The sequence below is a fragment of the Pseudomonas sp. AB39(2026) genome, assembly GCF_059831485.1.
On the sequence record NZ_CP195212.1, the window covers coordinates 3,159,649 to 3,177,293 of the forward strand.

Genomic DNA, 17,645 nt, shown 5'->3' on the forward strand with positions numbered 1-17,645 from the left:
TTCAAGCCCCGGGTACGAAGTGCTTCTGAACAGTACCACGAGCAATCAAGCGCGAGATGTAGTCCAGCTTCTGCGCATCCTGGTCGACGAAACGGAAGGTCAACTGCAGCCATTCGCTATCGGGCTTTGGCTCAAAGGCGACCACAGCATGCAGGTAGCCATTAAGCCGGGCGACCTCATTGTCCCCTTGCTCAAGGTCCAGAACAGCCTGCTCCAGTATCTGGGGCAAGGCATCGGTACGCTTGACCACCAACAGCGCTTCCTTAAGGCTCAGCGCCTTGATCACACACGCCATGGTCCCGCCACCGGCCAGGCGCAACTGGCCTTGGCTCCTTCCGCTGGCGGCCGCTGCAGGCTTTGCTGAAGGCGCCGGTGCCGCCGCAGGGCGAGCAGCTGCTGCTGGCGTGGGTGCAGGAGCAGGAGCTGGCGCGGCTACCACTGAGCCTTCCGGCCGTGCACTGGTCAGTGCCGCCAGAGAGTCATTGGCGAACGCTGAAGCATTCGGGCGCGAACCTGGCCCGCTCATCAGCGATTCAAGCTTGCCTGCACGATGTAGAGCCTTCTTCACCTTGGTCAGCAGTTGTTCGTTGGTAAACGGTTTACCCACGAAATCCGATACGCCCGCCTGAATGGCTTGGATAACGTTTTCCTTGTCACCACGGCTGGTCACCATGATGAAGGGAACGGTCTTCGTATGTTCCTGCTCACGGCACCAGCTCAATAGCTCCAGCCCTGTCATCTCCGGCATTTCCCAGTCGCAGAGAATCAGGTCAAAGGTGTCCTTGGACAGCATGGCCTGGGCCTTGCGGCCATTGACCGCATCCTCGATCTGCATGCCGGGGAAAGCGTTGCGCAAACATTTCTTTACCAGATCGCGGATGAAAGGCGCGTCATCCACCACCAGAACACTGACCTTGGCCATTAAGGGCTCCTGAAATTCATCCCCACAGCATAGCGCGCGCTCCGTCGCCATGCGCCCGGACCACACGCCCGCCGGCGAATGCTGAAAAATCTGCTCCCAGTATGAACGAAAACGCCCAGCACAAGCCGGGCGTCGTTACTCGGGTAAACCTACTTATCGTCAGCATGTGGCAAAACATTAGCCCGTTCGGTATTGCGGCGCACTTCTTCTTTCATCCGCTCAAGGCCAAGATGTCGCACATCTGTGCCCTGTACCAGGTAAATCACCAGTTCGGAGATGTTTCGCGCATGGTCACCAATACGCTCCAGCGAGCGCAGCGCCCAGATTACATTCAATACACGGGAAATGGACCGCGGGTCCTCCATCATGTAAGTCACTAACTCACGGAGGGCCGTCTTGTATTCCCGGTCGATGGTTTTGTCGTACTGAGCCACTGACAGCGCCAGGTCGGCGTCAAAGCGAGCGAAGGCATCCAGTGCGTCGCGCACCATCTTGAGCACCTGGTCGCCGATATGCCGTACCTCCACGTAGCCACGAGGTGCCTCGCCCTCCTCACACAGCTGAATGGCACGGCGGGCGATCTTGGTCGACTCATCGCCAATGCGTTCCAGGTCGATGACCGACTTGGAAATACTGATGATGAGCCGCAGGTCCGAAGCGGCAGGCTGGCGCCGTGCCAGGATGCGCAGGCATTCTTCATCGATATTGCGCTCCATCTGGTTGATCTCGTCGTCCAGGTCGCGCACCTGCTGTGCCAGGCCGGAATCGGCCTCGATCAAGGCGCTTACAGCATCGTTGACTTGTTTTTCTACCAGCCCGCCCATGGCCAGCAGGTGGCTGCGAACTTCCTCAAGCTCTGCATTGAACTGTTGAGAAATGTGGTGGTTGAGGCTCAGTTTGTCGATCATGGGTCAGGTCCTTGATACCAAAGGGTTGGCGACAACAGGTTCGATGCAGTAGCGGTGACGCCCATTCAGCCGTAGCGGCCAGTGATGTAGTCCTCGGTCTGCCGCTTCTTCGGGTTAGTGAACATGCGGTCGGTATCGCCAAACTCCACCAGCTTGCCCATGTGCATGAACGCCGTGAAATCCGATACCCGGGCGGCCTGCTGCATGTTGTGAGTCACGATTACGATAGTGAAGCGTGTTTTCAATTCGTAGATCAGCTCTTCCACTTTCAGCGTGGAAATGGGGTCCAGTGCCGAGCAGGGCTCATCCAGCAGCAGTACTTCAGGCTCCACGGCAATCGTGCGAGCAATGACCAAGCGCTGCTGCTGCCCGCCGGACAGCCCCAGCGCAGACTCATGCATACGGTCCTTTACCTCATCCCACAAGGCAGCACCCCGCAAGGCCCATTCCACGGCGTCATCCAATACACGCTTTTTCCTGACGCCCTGGATACGTAGGCCATACACCACGTTTTCGTAGACCGTCTTGGGAAAGGGGTTGGGCTTTTGAAACACCATCCCTACCCGACGGCGCAGTTCGGCAACGTCCTCACCCTTTCGGTAGATATCATGACCGTAGAGGCTGACAGCGCCCTCCACGCGGCAATCGTCCACCAGGTCGTTCATGCGGTTGAACGTACGCAGCAGCGTGGACTTGCCACAGCCAGAAGGGCCGATGAACGAGGTCACTCGCCGCTGCGGGATGCTGAGCGCGATATCGAACAAGGCCTGCTGGGCACCGTAATACAGGTTGAGGCCAGCCACTTCGATCGCTATGGCCTGCGCGGCACTGCCTGAGCTTGGTGTGTTACGGGCTGTCACCAGCCTGCCAGGCCCATGGCCAGGGTTGTGTTGCTGCATGCAAGCTCCAATACGCTAGTGCGTCTTCCTCACAGGGCCTGACAGGTCAGGTATCCAGGGTTCGGTATTTTTCACGAAGGTGATTACGTAATGCGACGGCGGCGAGATTCAACTGGGCGATGATCAGGACCAGCAGCAACGCCGTGGCATAGACGAGCGGGCGCGCTGCTTCCACATTGGGGCTTTGAAAGCCCACGTCGTAAATGTGAAAGCCCAGGTGCATGATCTTCTGGTCCAAGTGCAGGTAAGGGTAATTGCCGTCTACGGGCAAGGAAGGCGCCAGCTTCACCACCCCCACCAGCATCAGGGGCGCCACCTCACCTGCCGCCCGTGCAACCGCCAGGATCAACCCTGTCATGATTGCCGGGCTGGCCATGGGCAATACGATTTTCCACAGGGTTTCGGCCTTGGTAGCACCCAGGGCCAAGGAGCCTTCGCGCAAGGAACGAGGAATGCGGGCCAACCCCTCCTCGGTTGCTACGATGACCACGGGGACTGCCAGTAGCGCCAGTGTCAAAGATGCCCAAAGCAGGCCAGGGGTGCCCAATGTGGGGGTTGGCAATGCTTCCGGGAAGAAAAGCCGGTCCAGCGAGCCGCCGAGCACGTACACGAAAAAGCCCAGGCCGAATACCCCGTATACAATCGCCGGCACACCTGCCAGGTTGTTCACGGCAATGCGTATCAGGCGTGTCATCCAGCCCTGGTTGGCATATTCACGCAAATACACGGCTGCCAGCACGCCAAACGGCGTCACCACGACTGCCATCAGCAATGTCATCATGACCGTTCCGAAAATTGCCGGGAACACCCCGCCTTCGGTATTGGCCTCCCGTGGGGCCGTACTCAGGAACGCCCACAGTTTGCTGATATAAAAACGGGCCTTCTCCAACACGCCCATGGCATTGGGCCGATAGGCGTTAAGTACGTCGCTTAAATTAACCTCAAGCAGCCGCCCTTGTGCATCGCTCAGGGTGAGGCTGTCTTGGGAAGCCTGTTGCCTCAGGTCGTTCAACTGGGCTTCAAGCCCTTGGTAGCGGGCGTTAAGTGCGCTGCGCTCGGTGGCGATATCGGCTTGCGCCATGGCACTGAGCTGCCCTTTGAGTTCAAGGCTTCGGCTTTGCAGCCGCAACCGCTCAAGGGCATGATTGATGCCGCCCACCTCGTTTTTTTCAAGCTGGCTCAGCTGTGCGCCCAAGGCCTGAGCTCGCGCGAGCCGGGCCGGCAACTGGGCCCAGGCCTCTTCGCCCTCAGCGACTACACGGCCAGCTTCGCGAAGGTCGGTCACGCGCCCGTAGGCATTTCCCCAGGCTTGGCGTTCCAGTGATACCAGTTCAGGAGGGTACGAAGGATGGGCCAGCCAACGGGTCGCCACCCAATTGAAATCACTGCCACCCAGGTCACGGTTGCCGGTCTTGATCAAAGCTCGGGTAACCGTGGCCTCACGTTGGCCAGCCGACAATGAGCCGGCTTCACGTAGTGGTGCTGACACCTGTTCCTGCTGTATCACTTCGCCAATTAGGGAGACCGCCGGCTGGCCGGGGGCTTCATAGGAGGCTTGCATCAGGTCTGCGGGCCAGAAGTGACCTAGCCCGCGTATGGCGATAAGTGCCAGCAACCCGAGGGTCATGATCACAGCCACGGACACAGCACCCGCGCTGAGCCATACGCCGGGAGCACCACTGCGCACCCAGGCCAAAGGGGAAACCTTGCTCACAGCCCTATCCCTGCTCACAGTGACGAATACTGCTTGCGTAACCGTTGGCGGATCAGCTCCGCCACGGTATTCATTACAAACGTAAACAACAGCAACACCAAGGCGGCAAGGAACAGCACGCGGTAATGGCTACTGCCTACCTCGGACTCTGGCATCTCTATGGCAACGTTAGCCGCCAACGTGCGCATGCCCTCGAACAGGTTCAGGTCCAAGATGGGTGTGTTACCCGTGGCCATGAGCACAATCATGGTTTCCCCTACCGCGCGGCCCATGCCGATCATCAGCGCTGAAAAAATACCGGGGCTCGCCGTCAGCAGCACTACCCGCGTAAGGGTTTGCCAAGGCGTAGCCCCTAGCGCCAGCGAGCCGAACGTGAGGCTGCGCGGTACGCTGAACACAGCGTCCTCGGCAATGGAATAAATTGTGGGAATAACAGCGAAGCCCATGGCAAAACCCACCACCAAGGCATTGCGCTGGTCGAACGCCAGGCCCAAAGCCGTGCTGAGCCACTGGCGCATGTCGCCGTCAAACAGAAGGTCTTCGAGCCAGGGGCTCAGGGCAAGCGAGCCAATGCCTATGATCAGGATCACAGGTATGAGCAAGGCACTTTCCCAGCCCTCTGGCACACGCAGGCGAAGCCGCAGCGGCATGCGGCTCCACAGCAGCCCAAACAGCAAAATGCCCAACGGTGTTACAAGCAGGAGGCTGAACAGGCCGGGCAAGTGACTTTCCACAAAGGGTGCCAACACTAAGCCAGCAATCAACCCGAGGATAACGGTCGGCATTGCCTCCATCAGCTCGATCACCGGCTTGACCTTGCGGCGCATGCCCGGGGCCATGAAGTAGGCGGTGTACACAGCCGCCGCAACCGCAAGGGGCGCCGCTAACAGCATGGCGTAAAAAGCGGCCTTTAATGTGCCGAACGCCAAGGGCACCAGGCTCAACTTGGGCTCGAAATCCGCGTTCGACGCTGTGGACTGCCATAGGTATTCAGGCGCGTTGTAATGCTCGTACCATACCTTGTCCCACAAGGCGCTCCAGGAAACCTCGGGGTGAGGGTTGTGCACATTGAGCCGATGCAGCCTGCCTTGGGTTTCTATCATCACGCGGTCCGCCCGGGGCGATAGGGCCAACAAGCCTGCGCTGTCGGTCACAGGCTCCGCCAGCAACGTCCGGTGCGCCGTACTGTGAAACACGCCCAACCGGCCGCTTTCGTCCAGCGCGATAAAGCCCTTGCGGCGCTGCTCGGCTCGAATGCGGGCAATCGGCGCAGTGCCTAGGCGAAAGTCGCGGATATGGCTCAAACGAGGCTCACCGTCTGGGTCACGGGTCATGAACCACTGCCCTAGGGTCCCAGTATCGCTGCCCACCAACAGTGAAACGCCGCCTACCAGTTGCGCACTGGCGGTAACCCTGGCGTCTGCGCCTTCCAACAGCTTGTAGCGGCCATTGAGGGCGCGTTTGGGCAAGTCAAACACATCGGCATAGGCGCGCCCGTTTATCACGTACAACCACTGCTGACGGGGATCGATATAGAGGGCCTGCACAGAGGCGGTCAGCTGTGGCAGAACCACGGGGTGCTGTACCCAGGTGCCTGTGGCATCCGGTGCCAGGGTCAGCACCTGCAAGGTCGCGTTGTCCGTGCCGGCCAGTACCACACTGTCATCAGTGGCGCTCAGGCTCACATGCTGTACGGCATGGCCCTGCTCGTTCAACGTAAACAGTGCCCGCCCGTAGGGGTACTCCACTGAAGGCGCGATGGTTTTATGGTTATCTGGCCATAGGGTCTGGTACTGGTGCCGAAAGATCAGCACTTGGCCATTGCCCAGGCCCAATGCAACCAGCCCTTTGCCGGGCGGGTCCTGGGATACGGAGGCAACTGTCACGCCTGCTGGAATCGGCAATTGCACCCGGCTGACCACAGAGCCATCGCGGGTGCTGAAAAAGACGACTTCGCCTTGTGAGGACACACGCATGGCCAGGCGATTCTGCTCCTCAAGCGTTAGCAGCACAGGCTGCCCCGCATCGGCGAGCCAAGGTGGTGAAAGCGGCGCCTTTGCCGTAAGGCTTGCACCTTGGAACAGCGGCGCAACTACGTAAGCCAGATAAAAGAAGATCAAGGTAATGGCCGCGAGTACAGCTAGGCCGCCCACCCAAACGTAACCCTGGGTCAAGCGATCGACGAGTGCTCGCACCCGGCGATGGCGTTGCATAGCCGGCGTATGGAAATCAATGCGTGCCAAGGGCATACCCGAGGCGATCTTGCGCGAAGCCGGATCTTTCATCCGCACACCCTAGCCGCCATTTATGACAGAAACATGACAACTTTCCCTGTTGCTCGCTGCCATGTATCAGCCCCGATTCGATCAGTTCGAAGAACCCAAGGAGGCTGCCCCTAGCCCGATGTCGTTGAGCGCTCGGCCTACTGACGCGGCAGGCAGTGGAATATAGCCGTCCCTTGCCACCAGCTGCTGGCCGCCCTGCGACAAGATGAACTTCAGGAACTCTGCTTCCAGGGGCGCCAAGGGCTGATTAGGCACCTTGTTCACATAGACATAGAGGTAACGCGCTAAGGGATAACTGCCGTTTACGGCGTTGGCCTCGGTGTCTTGGATAAAAGGCCCGCCTTCACTGCGGGCAAGCGGCACACTGCGCACACTGGCGGTCTTGTAACCGAACCCCGAATAGCCAATACCGTTGAGCGAGCCGCTGATGGCCTGCACCACAGAGGCCGACCCAGGCTGCTCATTTACGTTGGCCTTGAAATCGCCTTTGCACAGGGCCTGCTCCTTGAAATAACCGTACGTACCTGACGCCGAGTTGCGGCCGAACAGCTGCAAGGGCTGGCGGGCCAGGCTGCCGGTATCACCCAAGTCCTTCCAGTACCTGGCACTGGCTGTAGCGCCGCATAAACGCGTGGCCGAGAAAATCGCATCCAGCTGCGCCATCGTCAGGCCTTTGATAGGGTTGTCCTTGTGCACGAAGATCGCGAGCGCATCAATGGCCACAGCGACAGCGGTAGGCTTATAGCCATACTTCTGTTCGAAGGCCTGGAGCTCTACATCTTTCATCTTGCGGCTCATAGGCGCCAGGTTGGCTGTGCCTTGGACAAGCGCCGGTGGCGCCGTAGAAGAACCGGCGGCCTGGACCTGAATAGTCACGTTGGGATAAATATGCCCAAACGCTTCGGCCCAGAAGGCCATCAGGTTGGCGAGCGTGTCGGACCCTACGCTGGTGAGGCTTCCAGCCACCCCAACGGCCTTTTCATAGTGCGGCAAGGCAGGGTTGGCTTCAGGCAAGGCAACCACACGGGGTACATCAGCCCCCTGAGCAGTCACTTGCCAGGCCACCAGCGCACAGGCCGCCCATCGTCGCAGGACGGTCATGGCGTACTCCAGGCAAAGAGCTGCAAGCGGCCAGTTCCCCTCACTGCCGGCGAGCCATCAGGGCAAGACCTACGCAAAAGCCCAGTACACACAACCCAGCCACATACCAGGCGGCGCCCATGGGGTTGCTTTTCATCAACCAGGTCACGGCCAACGGTGTAAGCCCACCGAAGATGGCATAGGCCACGTTGTAGGAAAACGACAGGCCGGTGAATCGAACGGCAGGTGGAAAGGCTTTAACCATTACGTAAGGTACGGCGCCGATCACACCAACGCACAAGCCCGTGACAGCGTACAGCGGAAAGAGCCAGTCCGGGTGCGCTTGCAGGCTGTGGTAGAAGGTCCAAGAGCTTACCCCCAGCGCCAGGCTACCTAGCGTGAACACCTTGCCTGCGCCGAAGCGGTCCGCCAGGCTGCCTGCCATGATGCAGCCCAGGCTGAGCAGCACGATCGCCACGCTGTTGGCCTGCAACGAGACCTTGGCAGGGAAGCCATATACCTTTTGCAACAACGTAGGGGTCATGAGAATGACCACCACAATCCCTGCCGATAGCATCCACGTGAGCAACATGGACAGCACTACCGCCCTGCGATGGTTACGCAATACGGTATTGAGCGGCATTTGGTCGGCCAACGCTTTACGCTGCTGCATCTCGGCAAAAATCGGCGTTTCGTGCAGCCAGCGGCGCAGATATACCGAAAACAGCCCGAACACGCCGCCCAGCACGAACGGGATGCGCCATGCATAAGCGATGACTTCTTCAGGTGCAAACAGGCTGTTGATCAGCGTGGCTACCAGTGACCCCAACAGAATGCCGCTGGTCAGGCCACAGGTCAGCGTGCCGCAGGCGTAGCCGATATTACGACCCGGCACATGCTCAGACACGAATACCCAGGCACCCGGTACTTCACCCCCGATAGCAGCACCCTGAATCACTCGAAGTACCAGAAGCAATACCGGCGCGGCAAAGCCGATTTGCGCATAAGTGGGCAATAACCCCATGCACAAAGTAGGCAAGGCCATCATGAAGATGCTCAAGGTGAACATTTTCTTGCGGCCCAGCAAGTCGCCAAAGTGGGCCATTACGATGCCACCCAGTGGGCGCGCCAAGTAGCCAGCAGCAAAAATGCCGAAAGACTGCATGCCTTTGAGCCATTCGGGCATGTCGGGTGGGAAGAACAATTGGCTGACGACAACAGCGAAGAATACAAAGATGACGAAGTCGTAGAATTCCAGCGCGCCCCCGAGGGCCGATAGCGACAATGTCTTGTAATCATTACGGTTCAGCGGGCGCGTAGACAGCGCGGCGCTGGAAGGCGCGGTGCTCATGGGGTGTATTCTCTTGTTGATCGCATTCGGCAGCAGGCTGCGCCGGAACACAAGTACCGGCGGGGGGAAGATAGCAAATTGCTTTACCCTGCACATATATCTGTGATTGAACGGTTATGTACGGGCACATCGCTCTATATACTGGTCCCAGTGGCTATAACTGATGACTGCGTGATCATTTCGAAGTGATGGGTCCGAGGCCCCCCGGCATGATTGAACTCGAACAAGAAGATCCTATTCCACAAGGCGACCTCGCCTTGCAAATCACGGCCTTGCCCAGGGAAACCAATGGCTTTGGCGATATCTTCGGTGGCTGGCTGGTGTCCCAGATGGACCTGGCAGGCACTGCCATGGCCAGCAAGGTAGCAGGTGGCCGTGTGGCGACCGTGTCCATTGACCGCATGGCGTTTTTGGTGCCGGTACCCGTGGGCGCTCAATTGTCCTTCTACACCCAGACCCTGGAGATCGGGCGCAGCTCTATCCAGATGATGGTGGAAGTGTGGAGTGACGACCCCCTTTCCAGCGAATGGCGCAAGGTGACCGAGGCGGTGTTTGTCTTCGTGGCCATCGATGGTAGCGGCCGCACGCGCAGTGTTCCGCCCCGGCGTTAAACTTGTGAGGGTGCCCGAGGTCAACGCCACACTCTCATCAGGTATCGAGGAAGCGATATGTCGACCCCTACGCTGGAAAAGCTCAAACAGGGCGAACTGGACATCTGGCAGGTAAAGACCGACCACGCGGAGCTGCTGGTGGCCGAGCAAGGCGCACAGGTACTGAGTTACACGCGTACGGGCGAACAACCGCTGATCTGGCTCAACGACCATGCCGAGTTCAAGCAAGGTAAGGCCATCCGCGCGGGCGTGCCTGTGTGCTGGCCGTGGTTCGGCAACCTGGCGCGTAACCCGCAGGCTATTCAGGGCATGCGCGAAGGCACAGACGCCGCACCGTCCCATGGCTTGGTGCGTACGCTCAAGTGGGCGGTAGATTCCCACGTTGAAGGCCAGAAAGTCACCCTGGTGTTCACCCTCCCCGAAGCCGACGGTCAGTTACCGGGATGGCCCCATGCCGCCCGCCTGGAACTCCGGATCGTACTGGATGAAACCCTGAGCCTTTCCTTGACTACGCTCAACCTAGGGGTGGAGCCACTGCACCTTAGCCAGGCCTTGCATACGTATTTCGCCGTAAGCGATGTGCGCCAGGTAGCTGTTGAAGAGGTAGCAGGGCTGGAGTACATCGAAACACTGGAAGACTGGGAGCAGCGTACCCAAGATGGGCGTTTGGAAGTCACGGGTGAAACAGATCGCGTTTACCTCGACACCCCTGCGCGCCTTAGCATTGCCGACAGCGAATGGAAGCGTCGCATTCTGATCGACACCCAAGGCTCGGCCAGTGCTGTCATCTGGAACCCCTGGATCGAGCGGGCTGCCGCACTGCCCGATATGGATAACAATGGCTGGCAACGTATGTTCTGCATCGAAACCGCCAATGTGCTGGCCGACGCCAAAACCCTCGGCCCTGGCGAATCTCATACGCTGGCCGTGACCGTTTCCAGCGAGGCGTTGTGACCGTTTCGGGCTTCTGCTTCCACAAGGCACAGGCCGGAAACCTGGGATGAAGCGGTACGGCGGGTAGCCGATTTCGCCCGCTACACAGGCTCCTACAGGTCCTTTTCTTCCACTACACGCACCTTGCTGGCGTCCATCGCGTATGCAGCATCAGCAAGGTCGTTGTTCACCGTCTCCACTTTGAGCGTGCCAATGGCCCACAGCGGCGTATAGATATCGTTCAACCTAAGCCCTTTAGGGTAGCGGATGAGGATGAGCTGGTTGGGCGGTGGTGGCGGAACGTGAATGCAGGCACCTGGGTAAGGCACCAGAAAGAACAGGGTGCTTCGGCCCTTGGCATCAGTTTCCAGCGGCACAGGGTAGCCACCGATGCGAATGGTCTTGCCATCGAAGGCAGGTACTGTCTTGGTGGAGTACATCACTGCCGGCAGCCCCTTGGGGTTCTTCAATCCGCCTTTTGCGGTGAAAGAGCCGTCAGCTTCCGGGGTGTTATGGTCGATTTCAGGCATGTCCTCCAGCGCCTTCTGGTCCGACTTCGGCATCAAGGCCAGCCAGTCGGTTTCCGGCGGTTCACCCCAGGCCAGGGTGCAAAAGGACAACAGGCAGGCAAGTAGAGCAGCGCGCATGGCGGAAGCATCCGGAAGCAGGGGGCCAGATTCTAGCCCCCGGATTCGGGAAGGGTGTTAATCCTTTTTGATCATGCCGTAGATTACCAGCAGAACGATCGCGCCCACCAGTGCGCCAAGGAAGCCTGCGCCTTCACCTGCACGGTAGATGCCCAGTGCCTGGCCACCGTAGGTTGCCGCCAGCGAACCACCGATGCCGAGCAGGATGGTCATGATCCAGCCCATGCTGTCATCGCCAGGCTTGAGGAAACGTGCCAGCAGGCCAACGATGAAGCCGATTACGATAGTGCCGATGATACCCATGGATTAAGCCCCTTTTCTCAAGAACAAGGCCAGTAGCAGGGCTACCGGCGCCTTGCAATGAGAGGGCTGGGCCTTGCGGAGGTTCCGCCTCGGTGTGTATCAGTTGCCGATCAGGGCCTGCACCTTGGCAATACTAGCCTGGAGTGCAGACGCATCGGCGGTGCGAAGCGTTGCATGCCCTACTTTACGGCCGGGTTTGAATGCCTTGCCATAGTGGTGCAGATGGCAGCCTTGAATCGCAACGGCCTGCTCAACCGGGGGGACTTCGCTAATAAAGTTGAGCATTGCGCTTTCGCCCACCTTGGCCGTTGAGCCCAGTGGTAACCCGGCAATGGCACGCAGGTGGTTTTCGAACTGGCTGCACTCCGCGCCCTCGATGGTCCAGTGGCCGGAGTTGTGTACCCGAGGGGCGATCTCGTTGGCCTTCAACCCACCGTCCACTTCGAAGAATTCAAAGGCCAGCACGCCTACGTAGTCCAGCGCATTCAGCACACGGCCTACGTAGTCTTCGGCCAAGGCCTGGAGCGGATGCTCATCGCTGGCAACAGACAGCTTGAGAATGCCCGCGTCGTGGGTGTTGTGCACCAGCGGGTAGAAACGGGTTTCACCGTCACGTGCACGTACCGCCACCAGCGACACTTCGCCGGTAAACGGTACGAACCCTTCCAGCAGGCAGGGCACGCTACCCAGCTCGGCAAAGGTACCTGCCACGTCGGCCGCGCTGCGCAGCACCTTCTGGCCCTTGCCGTCGTAACCCAGCGTACGGGTTTTCAGCACCGCTGGCAGGCCAATACTGGCCACGGCAGCGTCCAGGTCCGCTTGGGATTGGATGTCGGCAAACTCAGGCGTAGGAATGCCCAGTTCGCGGAACAGGCTTTTTTCGAACCAGCGATCACGCGCGATTCGCAGGGCCTGTGCACTTGGATACACCGGCACGAATTGCGAAAGAAACGCGACGGTTTCTGCCGGTACGCTTTCGAACTCGAAGGTCACCAGGTCTACGCTGTCTGCCAGTTGACGCAAATGGGGTTCGCTTGAGTAATCCGCCTGTACATGCTCGCCCAGGCCTGCCGCGCACGCATCGGCCGCGGGGTCCAGAAAAGCAAAGCGCATGCCCAGGGGCGTACCTGCCAAGGCAAGCATCCGGCCAAGCTGGCCACCACCGATAACACCGATTTTCATGCTCAGGCCTCGCGAGGGTCCGGGTTGTCCAGCACCGTAGTGGTTTGTTCGGTGCGGAAACGCACCAGCGCGTCGTGGAACTGAGGGTACTTGCCGCCCAGGATACTGGCAGCCAGCAAGGCAGCATTGATGGCGCCCGCCTTGCCAATGGCCAGGGTAGCGACCGGAATGCCGGCAGGCATTTGAACGATGGACAGCAGCGAATCCACACCCGAGAGCATCGATGACTGCACCGGTACGCCCAGCACCGGCAGGTGTGTCTTGGCAGCACACATGCCAGGCAGATGGGCTGCGCCGCCAGCGCCAGCAATGATGACCTCCAGGCCACGGCCTTCGGCCTCGGCTGCGTACTGGAACAGCAGATCCGGGGTGCGATGCGCGGAAACGACTTTCACCTCGTAGGCGATGCCGAGCTTGTCCAGCATATCGGCGGTGTGGCTAAGGGTGGACCAATCGGACTTGGAGCCCATGATCACGCCAACCAGTGCACTCATCGTCGAGCCTCTTTCATTTCGGGCGCCCGTGGCGCGTCGGAAAATAACAAGCCACGCGGCATACGCGTGGCTTGGCTTGGGTTCGCAGGCCAGGTCACTCACCGGCCGAAGGCCGCGCAGTATACCCTATAGCCCTTTCGAATGCGCACGCCTGACGCCTGCCGCCAGCAGCTTCAGGCCAGTGGCGCTTCGAGCTTGCGCCACAGCAGGCGCACACTGGCCTTGCGCACCAACGAACAGCGATACAGCCTTATTTCAAGCGGTACATGCCACTGTGGCCCGCCGCAGATCACCAGTTCTCCGCGCTTGAGTTCTGCTGCCACGTTCAACCGAGGTACCCAGGCGACGCCCAGTCCCTGGAGCGCCATCGCCTTGAGGCTATCGGCCATGGCTGTTTCGTACACGGTGGTATAGCGCAAGGCGCGCTGGCGCAGCAGGGCATTGACCGAGCGGCCTAGGAACGCCCCTGCACTGTAGGCAAGCAAGGGCAAGGTACTGCCGTTATCCAGGTTATGCAGGGGGTGGCCTTGCTCGTCCACCGAACAGACAGGCAGCATTTCTGTGGCGCCCAAGTGCAGTGAAGGGAATATCTCGGGGTCCATCTGGAGCGTGGCTTCTGGGTCGTAAAAGGCCAACATGATGTCGCACCCACCCTCCCTCAACGCGTGAATGGCGTCGCCTACGTTGGTCGCCACCAACCGCGTTGCCATGGGCATGCCTTCGTTGCGCAGTTTTGCGATCCAGCCTGGGAAGAACCCCAAGGCAAGCGAATGGGCTGCCGCCACCTGCACCACTTCACCTGACCCGCCTTCAAGGTGGTGTAAATGACGCAATACCTCTCCTACCTGGTCTACGACATTGCGCGCGGTGATAAGAAAAAGCTGCCCTGCCTCAGTCAATTCCACCGGCGTTTTGGCGCGGTTGACCAAAGTCAGCCCTAGGGCGGCCTCAAGGCTGCGAATACGGCGGCTGAATGCAGGTTGCGTGACAAAGCGTCGCTCTGCTGCCTGAGAAAAGCTGCGGGTGGCGGCCAGTGCCGTGAGATCTTCGAGCCATTTCATTTCAAGATTCATGTCAGGCAACTTCCTTCCGGCGGCACACGCTTTGGGGCGACCATTCGTCACACCTGCTGTTATGCCGTTTGTGCATGGGCCAGCGCGCAACAGCATTGGCCGCATTATCGCCTTAACGCGCAGTATTAGCAGCATTCCGGTGTTTACCGGGTTCATTCAGAGCTGATCGCTATCATGTCCTCCGCTGCATCTTCGCGTATCGAAAAAGACCTTCTCGGCACCCTTGAAGTCCCTGCAGATGCCTATTTCGGCATCCAGACCCTTCGCGCCGTGAACAACTTTCGTCTGTCCGGCGTTCCACTGGCGCACTACCCCAAGCTGGTAGTCGCCCTGGCGATGGTCAAACAGGCTGCCGCCGATGCCAACCGCGAACTGGGCCACCTCAGCGAAAGCAAGCACGCGGCAATCAGCGAAGCCTGTGCCCGCATCATCCGTGGCGACTTCCATGACCAGTTCGTCGTGGACATGATTCAGGGTGGTGCCGGTACGTCCACCAACATGAACGCCAACGAAGTGATCGCCAACATCGGCCTGGAGGCCATGGGCAAGCAAAAGGGTGAGTACCAGTACCTGCACCCTAACAATGACGTGAACATGGCGCAGTCCACTAACGACGCCTACCCTACAGCCATCCGCCTAGGTCTGCTGCTCGGCCATGACGCCCTGCTGGCTAGCCTGGACAGCCTGATCCAGGCCTTTGCGGCCAAAGGGGACGAGTTTGCCCATGTGCTGAAAATGGGCCGTACGCAATTGCAGGATGCCGTACCCATGACCTTGGGCCAGGAATTCCGCGCCTTCGCCACCACCTTGGGCGAAGACCTTCAACGGCTGCGTACGCTGGCGCCAGAGCTGCTGACTGAAGTGAACCTGGGCGGCACGGCCATCGGTACTGGCATCAACGCCGACCCGCGCTATCAGCATGCAGCCGTCGCCCGCCTGGCCCTCATCAGCGGCCAGCCCCTGGTGCCAGCAGCTGACCTGATCGAAGCGACCTCGGACATGGGGGCTTTCGTACTGTTCTCCGGCATGCTCAAGCGCACCGCTGTCAAACTGTCCAAGATCTGCAACGACCTGCGCCTGCTGTCCAGTGGCCCGCGCACCGGCATCAACGAGATCAACCTGCCCGCCCGGCAACCTGGTAGCTCCATCATGCCAGGCAAGGTGAACCCGGTGATTCCAGAAGCCGTGAACATGGTTGCCTTCGAGATCATGGGCAATGACCTGGCCTTGACCATCGCCGCCGAGGGCGGTCAGTTACAGCTCAACGTGATGGAGCCCTTGATTGCCTACAAGATCTTCGACTCCATCCGCACCCTTCAGCGCGCCATGGACATGCTTCGCGAGCACTGCGTAGTGGGTATCACGGCTAACGAACAGCGCTGCCGGGAGCTGGTTGAACATTCCATCGGCCTGGTCACCGCCCTTAACCCTTATATCGGTTATGAGAACGCCACCCGTATCGCCCGTGTTGCCCTGGAAACCGGCCGTGGCGTATTGGAACTGGTGCGTGAGGAAGCCCTGTTGGACGACGCCATGCTGGCTGACATCCTGCGCCCGGAAAACATGATCGCGCCTCGGTTGGTTCCGCTTAAAGCCTGATGTCATACCTGCCTCACCAGGTTGAGGGCCTAGACACCCCTCTCCTTTGCGAGCCCCTTTAGGGGCTCTTTTTTTGCTTCTTTTTAGGGCCGTTCGGCGAAATAAGCCGTCATCTGACCTACGCATGCACCAAGGCTGGGCAGACGATGGCGCGATTCGCGGGTATAGTGCGCCACTTTTGTCGGTGCCAGTGGAAACGCTGCCCGCTACCAACACGAGGAAACAATATGCTTGGAGTCCTGAACGACTTCCTGTCCGGCAAAGTGCTGATCGTGCTGATCGTTGGGCTGGGCGGCTATTTCACGTTGCGCTCGCGCTTCGTCCAGCTTCGCCATTTCCCCCACATGTTCAGCGTGTTCGCAGACAGCCTGCGTAGCAGCTCGGGCCAGCTCAGCTCTTTTCAGGCCCTGATGCTCAGCCTCGCAGGCCGTGTAGGCGCTGGTAACATCGCCGGTGTAGGCGTTGCCGTAACCTTAGGTGGCCCAGGCGCTGTATTCTGGATGTGGGTCACAGCCCTGGTGGGCATGGCCAGCAGCTTCTTCGAATGCTCGTTGGCACAGCTGTACAAGCGCTGCGACGACGATGGCCAATACCGCGGTGGCCCTTCGTTCTATATCCAGCACGGCCTGGGCAAGCGCTGGCTGGGTATGGTCATGGCGGCTCTGTTGCTGCTGACCTTCGGCTTTGCTTTCAATGGGCTGCAATCCCACGCGGTCACTACCTCGTTGAACGATGCCTTCGGCTTTGATGTGAAGTACTCCGGCCTGGCCCTGGCTGTGCTGATGGCGTTGGTCTTCATCGGTGGCATCAAGCGTATCGCCAAGGTGGCTGACCTGCTGGTGCCCGTCAAAACCCTGGCCTACATTGCCGTGACCCTGTATGTGATCGTGCTGCAGTTCGACCACGTGCCCATGATGCTTGCCACTATCGTGAAAAGCGCACTGGGCCTTGACCCGGTGTTCGGTGGCCTGGTGGGCAGCGCCATTGTGCTGGGTGTGAAGCGCGGCGTATTTGCCAACGAAGCCGGCCTGGGCAGCGCGCCCAACGTGGCAGCCGTGGCAGAAGTACGCCACCCAGTGGCGCAGGGTGTGGTACAGGCCTTCAGCGTGTTTCTGGATACCTTCGTGATCTGTACCTGTACGGCCCTGCTGATCCTGCTGTCAGGTGTATACGGCACCAGCTTCGACGGCAACGGCATCGTACTGGCACAAGATTCGCTCGCTGCGGTAGTCGGCCCCTGGGGCAAGGTGTTCATCAGCGTTGCACTGGCGCTGTTCGTGTTCACGTCCATGCTCTACAACTATTACCTTGGCGAGAACAATCTGCGCTTCCTGGGCGGTGGCAAGAAAACCATTATCGCCTACCGTGTGATCGTGCTGGCGCTGGTGGTGTGGGGCGCGATTGAAAACCTGGAAACGGTGTTTGCGTTTGCCGACCTCACCATGACCCTATTGGCACTGGTGAACCTCACGGCCTTGTTCCTGCTGTTCAAGGTAGGCCTGCGCCTGTTGCGTGACTATGACGACCAGCGGGCTGCCGGCGTTAAAACCCCCGTGTTCGACCCGGCCCAATATGCCGACCTGGACCTGGATGCACGCGCCTGGCCACCCAAGGCCGATTCACACACTGTTGACCGGAGCTGAC

Annotated in this window: 16 protein-coding genes; 4 read left to right on the forward strand and 12 right to left on the reverse strand. The window is 59.6% G+C overall.

Going from position 1 to position 17,645, the window contains the following annotated elements; all coding sequences use genetic code 11:
* Position 1: 1 nt before the first annotated feature.
* The 7 genes from ACSAMW_RS14615 to ACSAMW_RS14645 form a co-directional block, all read right to left on the reverse strand.
* Positions 2-922 carry a response regulator gene (locus tag ACSAMW_RS14615; RefSeq protein ID WP_500590904.1) on the reverse strand — a complete coding sequence of 307 codons (921 nt, stop codon included), beginning with the start codon at positions 920-922 and terminating at the stop codon, positions 2-4.
* A 149-nt stretch (positions 923-1,071) separates the two neighbouring features.
* A complete protein-coding gene (gene phoU, locus ACSAMW_RS14620) occupies positions 1,072-1,830 on the reverse strand; it encodes a phosphate signaling complex protein PhoU (protein WP_500590905.1) in 759 nt (252 codons plus the stop codon).
* A 65-nt stretch (positions 1,831-1,895) separates the two neighbouring features.
* Entirely contained in the window at positions 1,896-2,729 is an 834-nt protein-coding gene (gene pstB / locus ACSAMW_RS14625) for a phosphate ABC transporter ATP-binding protein PstB (protein WP_500590906.1), read from the reverse strand.
* Between the two features lie 46 nt (positions 2,730-2,775).
* Complete coding sequence (gene pstA, locus ACSAMW_RS14630; protein ID WP_500590907.1) at positions 2,776-4,443, reverse strand: phosphate ABC transporter permease PstA; 1,668 nt, start codon at positions 4,441-4,443, stop codon at positions 2,776-2,778.
* 14 nt (positions 4,444-4,457) lie between these two features.
* Positions 4,458-6,728: an ABC transporter permease subunit gene (locus ACSAMW_RS14635; protein WP_500590908.1), complete on the reverse strand. Its 2,271-nt coding sequence runs from the start codon at positions 6,726-6,728 to the stop codon at positions 4,458-4,460.
* 81 nt (positions 6,729-6,809) lie between these two features.
* A complete protein-coding gene (locus tag ACSAMW_RS14640; RefSeq protein ID WP_500590909.1) occupies positions 6,810-7,829 on the reverse strand; it encodes a PstS family phosphate ABC transporter substrate-binding protein in 1,020 nt (339 codons plus the stop codon).
* 40 nt (positions 7,830-7,869) lie between these two features.
* Positions 7,870-9,159 carry an MFS transporter gene (locus ACSAMW_RS14645; protein ID WP_500590910.1) on the reverse strand — a complete coding sequence of 430 codons (1,290 nt, stop codon included), beginning with the start codon at positions 9,157-9,159 and terminating at the stop codon, positions 7,870-7,872.
* Positions 9,160-9,368: 209 nt separating this feature from the next.
* Between ACSAMW_RS14645 and ACSAMW_RS14650 the strand changes: the two genes are divergently transcribed.
* Together ACSAMW_RS14650 and ACSAMW_RS14655 are read left to right on the forward strand one after the other, a co-directional pair.
* Positions 9,369-9,770 (forward strand): acyl-CoA thioesterase, encoded by a 402-nt coding sequence (locus tag ACSAMW_RS14650; protein WP_168083476.1) that lies wholly within the window; start codon positions 9,369-9,371, stop codon positions 9,768-9,770.
* A gap of 57 nt (positions 9,771-9,827) precedes the next feature.
* Positions 9,828-10,724 carry a D-hexose-6-phosphate mutarotase gene (locus ACSAMW_RS14655; RefSeq protein WP_500590911.1) on the forward strand — a complete coding sequence of 299 codons (897 nt, stop codon included), beginning with the start codon at positions 9,828-9,830 and terminating at the stop codon, positions 10,722-10,724.
* 92 nt (positions 10,725-10,816) lie between these two features.
* Here ACSAMW_RS14655 and ACSAMW_RS14660 read toward each other — a convergent pair whose 3' ends face one another.
* The 5 genes from ACSAMW_RS14660 to ACSAMW_RS14680 all read right to left on the reverse strand — a co-directional run bounded on the left by ACSAMW_RS14660 (position 10,817) and on the right by ACSAMW_RS14680 (position 14,402).
* A complete protein-coding gene (locus ACSAMW_RS14660) occupies positions 10,817-11,350 on the reverse strand; it encodes a DUF3299 domain-containing protein (protein WP_500590912.1) in 534 nt (177 codons plus the stop codon).
* A 57-nt stretch (positions 11,351-11,407) separates the two neighbouring features.
* Complete coding sequence (locus ACSAMW_RS14665; RefSeq protein WP_168083479.1) at positions 11,408-11,653, reverse strand: GlsB/YeaQ/YmgE family stress response membrane protein; 246 nt, start codon at positions 11,651-11,653, stop codon at positions 11,408-11,410.
* A 99-nt stretch (positions 11,654-11,752) separates the two neighbouring features.
* On the reverse strand, positions 11,753-12,835 hold the full coding sequence (locus ACSAMW_RS14670; RefSeq protein ID WP_500590913.1) for a 5-(carboxyamino)imidazole ribonucleotide synthase: 1,083 nt from the start codon (positions 12,833-12,835) through the stop codon (positions 11,753-11,755).
* A 2-nt stretch (positions 12,836-12,837) separates the two neighbouring features.
* The gene (gene purE, locus ACSAMW_RS14675; protein ID WP_500590914.1) at positions 12,838-13,329 is read right to left on the reverse strand and encodes a 5-(carboxyamino)imidazole ribonucleotide mutase; all 492 of its coding nucleotides are present in this window, start codon (positions 13,327-13,329) and stop codon (positions 12,838-12,840) included.
* A gap of 173 nt (positions 13,330-13,502) precedes the next feature.
* Entirely contained in the window at positions 13,503-14,402 is a 900-nt protein-coding gene (locus tag ACSAMW_RS14680) for a LysR substrate-binding domain-containing protein (protein WP_500590915.1), read from the reverse strand.
* Between the two features lie 174 nt (positions 14,403-14,576).
* On the opposite strand from ACSAMW_RS14680, the gene ACSAMW_RS14685 reads away from it, so the two are divergent.
* Together ACSAMW_RS14685 and ACSAMW_RS14690 are read left to right on the forward strand one after the other, a co-directional pair.
* The gene (locus ACSAMW_RS14685; protein WP_500590916.1) at positions 14,577-16,001 is read left to right on the forward strand and encodes an aspartate ammonia-lyase; all 1,425 of its coding nucleotides are present in this window, start codon (positions 14,577-14,579) and stop codon (positions 15,999-16,001) included.
* A 227-nt stretch (positions 16,002-16,228) separates the two neighbouring features.
* Positions 16,229-17,644 carry an alanine/glycine:cation symporter family protein gene (locus ACSAMW_RS14690; RefSeq protein ID WP_500590917.1) on the forward strand — a complete coding sequence of 472 codons (1,416 nt, stop codon included), beginning with the start codon at positions 16,229-16,231 and terminating at the stop codon, positions 17,642-17,644.
* Position 17,645: the final 1 nt, after the last annotated feature.

What these genes read in the sequence shown, in the direction of transcription:
- ACSAMW_RS14665 (WP_168083479.1), bottom strand. Translation starts at nt 11,653, where the DNA reads ATGGGTATCATCGGCACTATCGTAATCGGCTTCATCGTTGGCCTGCTG.
- ACSAMW_RS14690 (WP_500590917.1), top strand. Translation starts at nt 16,229, where the DNA reads ATGCTTGGAGTCCTGAACGACTTCCTGTCCGGCAAAGTGCTGATCGTG.
- pstB (WP_500590906.1), bottom strand. Translation starts at nt 2,729, where the DNA reads ATGCAGCAACACAACCCTGGCCATGGGCCTGGCAGGCTGGTGACAGCC.
- ACSAMW_RS14635 (WP_500590908.1), bottom strand. Translation starts at nt 6,728, where the DNA reads ATGAAAGATCCGGCTTCGCGCAAGATCGCCTCGGGTATGCCCTTGGCA.
- ACSAMW_RS14685 (WP_500590916.1), top strand. Translation starts at nt 14,577, where the DNA reads ATGTCCTCCGCTGCATCTTCGCGTATCGAAAAAGACCTTCTCGGCACC.
- ACSAMW_RS14650 (WP_168083476.1), top strand. Translation starts at nt 9,369, where the DNA reads ATGATTGAACTCGAACAAGAAGATCCTATTCCACAAGGCGACCTCGCC.
- ACSAMW_RS14655 (WP_500590911.1), top strand. Translation starts at nt 9,828, where the DNA reads ATGTCGACCCCTACGCTGGAAAAGCTCAAACAGGGCGAACTGGACATC.
- purE (WP_500590914.1), bottom strand. Translation starts at nt 13,329, where the DNA reads ATGAGTGCACTGGTTGGCGTGATCATGGGCTCCAAGTCCGATTGGTCC.
- ACSAMW_RS14645 (WP_500590910.1), bottom strand. Translation starts at nt 9,159, where the DNA reads ATGAGCACCGCGCCTTCCAGCGCCGCGCTGTCTACGCGCCCGCTGAAC.
- ACSAMW_RS14680 (WP_500590915.1), bottom strand. Translation starts at nt 14,402, where the DNA reads ATGAATCTTGAAATGAAATGGCTCGAAGATCTCACGGCACTGGCCGCC.
- ACSAMW_RS14670 (WP_500590913.1), bottom strand. Translation starts at nt 12,835, where the DNA reads ATGAAAATCGGTGTTATCGGTGGTGGCCAGCTTGGCCGGATGCTTGCC.
- ACSAMW_RS14615 (WP_500590904.1), bottom strand. Translation starts at nt 922, where the DNA reads ATGGCCAAGGTCAGTGTTCTGGTGGTGGATGACGCGCCTTTCATCCGC.
- ACSAMW_RS14640 (WP_500590909.1), bottom strand. Translation starts at nt 7,829, where the DNA reads ATGACCGTCCTGCGACGATGGGCGGCCTGTGCGCTGGTGGCCTGGCAA.
- phoU (WP_500590905.1), bottom strand. Translation starts at nt 1,830, where the DNA reads ATGATCGACAAACTGAGCCTCAACCACCACATTTCTCAACAGTTCAAT.
- ACSAMW_RS14660 (WP_500590912.1), bottom strand. Translation starts at nt 11,350, where the DNA reads ATGCGCGCTGCTCTACTTGCCTGCCTGTTGTCCTTTTGCACCCTGGCC.